Genomic DNA, 2,276 nt, shown 5'->3' with positions numbered 1-2,276 from the left:
CACCACCGCAGCCGGTGCAGGACAGCATCGACGACACGCTGATGAGAGAACTTGAAGTATCGCTGGACCAGCCCCGTTCGGGCGGCCAGGTGGGCAAGCCGGCGGCGCCGCAGTCGCTCGACGACGAGATGACCAAGCTTCTCGGTGAACTCTCCAGCCAGAAGAAATGAGCGACCGCCGGGTCGCTATCCCCGCGAAACACCGTCGCCGGTCCGGCTGCCGAACCACCTCGTCCGAAGCCCCGAGGGTTTTCGATCTTCGCGCGCCCTGAGCGGTGGATGCCGCACCAATGAAAATGGCCGGAAAACCGGCCATTTTCAGAATCGAGTTCGTTCGAGACAGCCGGCCGTGAGCTTCAGTCGTCGCGATAGACTTTTTCGCGGCGCTCATGCCGCTCCTGCGCTTCGATCGACAATGTCGCGATCGGACGTGCATCGAGCCGCTTCAGCGCGATCGGCTCGCCGGTTTCTTCGCAATAGCCGTAGGTGCCTTCGTCGATGCGTTGCAGGGCGGAATCGATCTTTGCAATGAGCTTGCGCTGACGGTCGCGGGCCCTGAGTTCGATGGCCCGGTCGGTTTCCGAAGAGGCGCGATCGGCCAGATCGGGGTGGTTGGCGTTTTCTTGCTGCAGGATTTCCAGTGTTTCGCGCGCTTCGCGCAATATGTCATTCTTCCAGGTGACGAGCTTTGAGCGGAAGTAGGATTTCTGCCGCTCGTTCATGAACGGCTCGTCTTCGGAGGGTACGTAATCGGCGGTAACGATGTCGTTCATTCGACTCACCCAAACTGCCCCAAATTTGGCGCCTATATATTCGTCGTCCGACGCCTGCACAAGCGCAATCGGCCGCTGTTTCACGCAATTGTTAAAGTACCCGGGCACGCGTCTTTGCAGCCGCGTACGGTCGCTTTGGTACAAACTCCGCCGCGACACTTTGGATCCGGTGACGCATATTTTCCCTGATCGCGGTGCCCCCGGGGCCGATATGCAAGCGCATTTTGCAGCAGCCAGCGTTGGCTGATTCGCCGTGTTTGAAGAGCACGGGCCATTGTGCGCGACGCCGTTCTCGTGGCTAATCCCGGAAGGCTTCGGCATTCGGAGGTTGGGTGAGCAGGCTTTATCTGTTGCGACATGCCAAGGCTGGCTGGGCATTGCCCGGCATGCGCGATTTCGACCGTCCGCTCGATGCGTCCGGCCGCGCCGATGCCGAAATGATAGGCGCCGCCATGCGCTCCCGCCTCTATGTTCCGGACCGGACGCTGTGCTCCAACGCCAAACGCGCCAAAGAGACGCTGGAAGGCCTGGCCGGCCAGACCGACACCGGCCGGGTCCTGTTCTTCGACGGGCTCTACAGCGCGGACGCGGCCGGTTATCTCAACCTTATCAGGAACAATGGCGGATCGGGCTCGTTGCTGGTCATCGGCCACAACCCGATGATGGAAGACCTTGCCATGGCAGTTTCGGGCGGCGGCGACGAGGCTGCGCGGGCCACGCTGAACCATGGGTTCCCGACCGCGGGCCTGGCGGTCGTCCGCTTCGACGGCGATCTTGCCAGCGCCGCCCAAGGCACCGGCTATCTCGAAGCGTTCCTGACGCCGGCCGATCTCTGAAGCCATTTCAAAGCCTTGTTGCAGCGCCTATATCGGACGGACCGAAGTTCGAGAGAGCATATTTTGGCATCATCGCTGACCACCTTCACCGACGAGGCGAGGATTGCCCTCGACACGCTATCGGGCCGCGCCACCGGGCTTTTTTCCCCATCGCTGCGCCTCGGCGTGACCGGATTGTCCCGCGCCGGCAAAACGGTGTTCATATCGGCCCTTGTCCACAATTTGATCCATGGCGGGCGCCTGCCGCTGTTCGAGGCGCAGAAATCGGGGCGCATCGCGCGCGCCTTCCTCGAGCAGCAGCCCGACGACGCGGTGCCGCGTTTCCAGTACGAGGACCACATCGCAGCCTTGGTCAACGACCGCGTCTGGCCCGATTCGACGCGCGCCATTTCGGAGCTGCGGCTGACCATCGAATATGAATCGGCTTCCGGCTGGAGCCGCATGTTTTCCTCGGGCAGATTGTCGGTCGATATCGTCGATTATCCCGGCGAATGGCTGCTCGATCTGCCGCTGCTCGGCAAATCCTTCGCCGATTTTTCCCACGAAGCCTTTGAGATGGCCGTTCTGCCGGTGCGCGAGGACCTGTCGCAAGCCTGGCGGGCACTATCGGCCGGGATCGACCCGAACGCCGATGCCGACGAGATGACGGCGCGCCGCCTGGCCGAGAG

General features: G+C 62.3%; 3 protein-coding genes. 2 read left to right on the top strand and 1 reads right to left on the bottom strand.

Annotation, left to right across the window (positions count from 1 at the left end):
- Nucleotides 1-355: 355 nt before the first annotated feature.
- The gene (gene dksA / locus EN884_RS33515) at nt 356-772 is read right to left on the bottom strand and encodes an RNA polymerase-binding protein DksA (protein WP_013531862.1); all 417 of its coding nucleotides are present in this window, start codon (nt 770-772) and stop codon (nt 356-358) included.
- 332 nt (nt 773-1,104) lie between these two features.
- Here dksA and EN884_RS33510 point away from each other — a divergent pair, with 332 nt between their 5' ends.
- A complete protein-coding gene (locus EN884_RS33510) occupies nt 1,105-1,608 on the top strand; it encodes a histidine phosphatase family protein (protein WP_063167923.1) in 504 nt (167 codons plus the stop codon).
- 63 nt (nt 1,609-1,671) lie between these two features.
- A partial coding sequence (locus EN884_RS33505) for a YcjX family protein (RefSeq protein ID WP_164895331.1) occupies nt 1,672-2,276 on the top strand: 605 nt, incomplete at its 3' end.

This window comes from Mesorhizobium sp. M7A.F.Ca.AU.001.01.1.1 (genome assembly GCF_004022735.1).
GTDB lineage: Bacteria > Pseudomonadota > Alphaproteobacteria > Rhizobiales > Rhizobiaceae > Mesorhizobium > Mesorhizobium ciceri.
This window is presented reverse-complemented; position numbering and strand designations above follow the sequence as displayed.

Bases quoted from the DNA above. Each gene is read 5' to 3' on its own strand.
- dksA (WP_013531862.1), bottom strand. From the start codon at position 772: ATGAACGACATCGTTACCGCCGATTACGTACCCTCCGAAGACGAGCCG.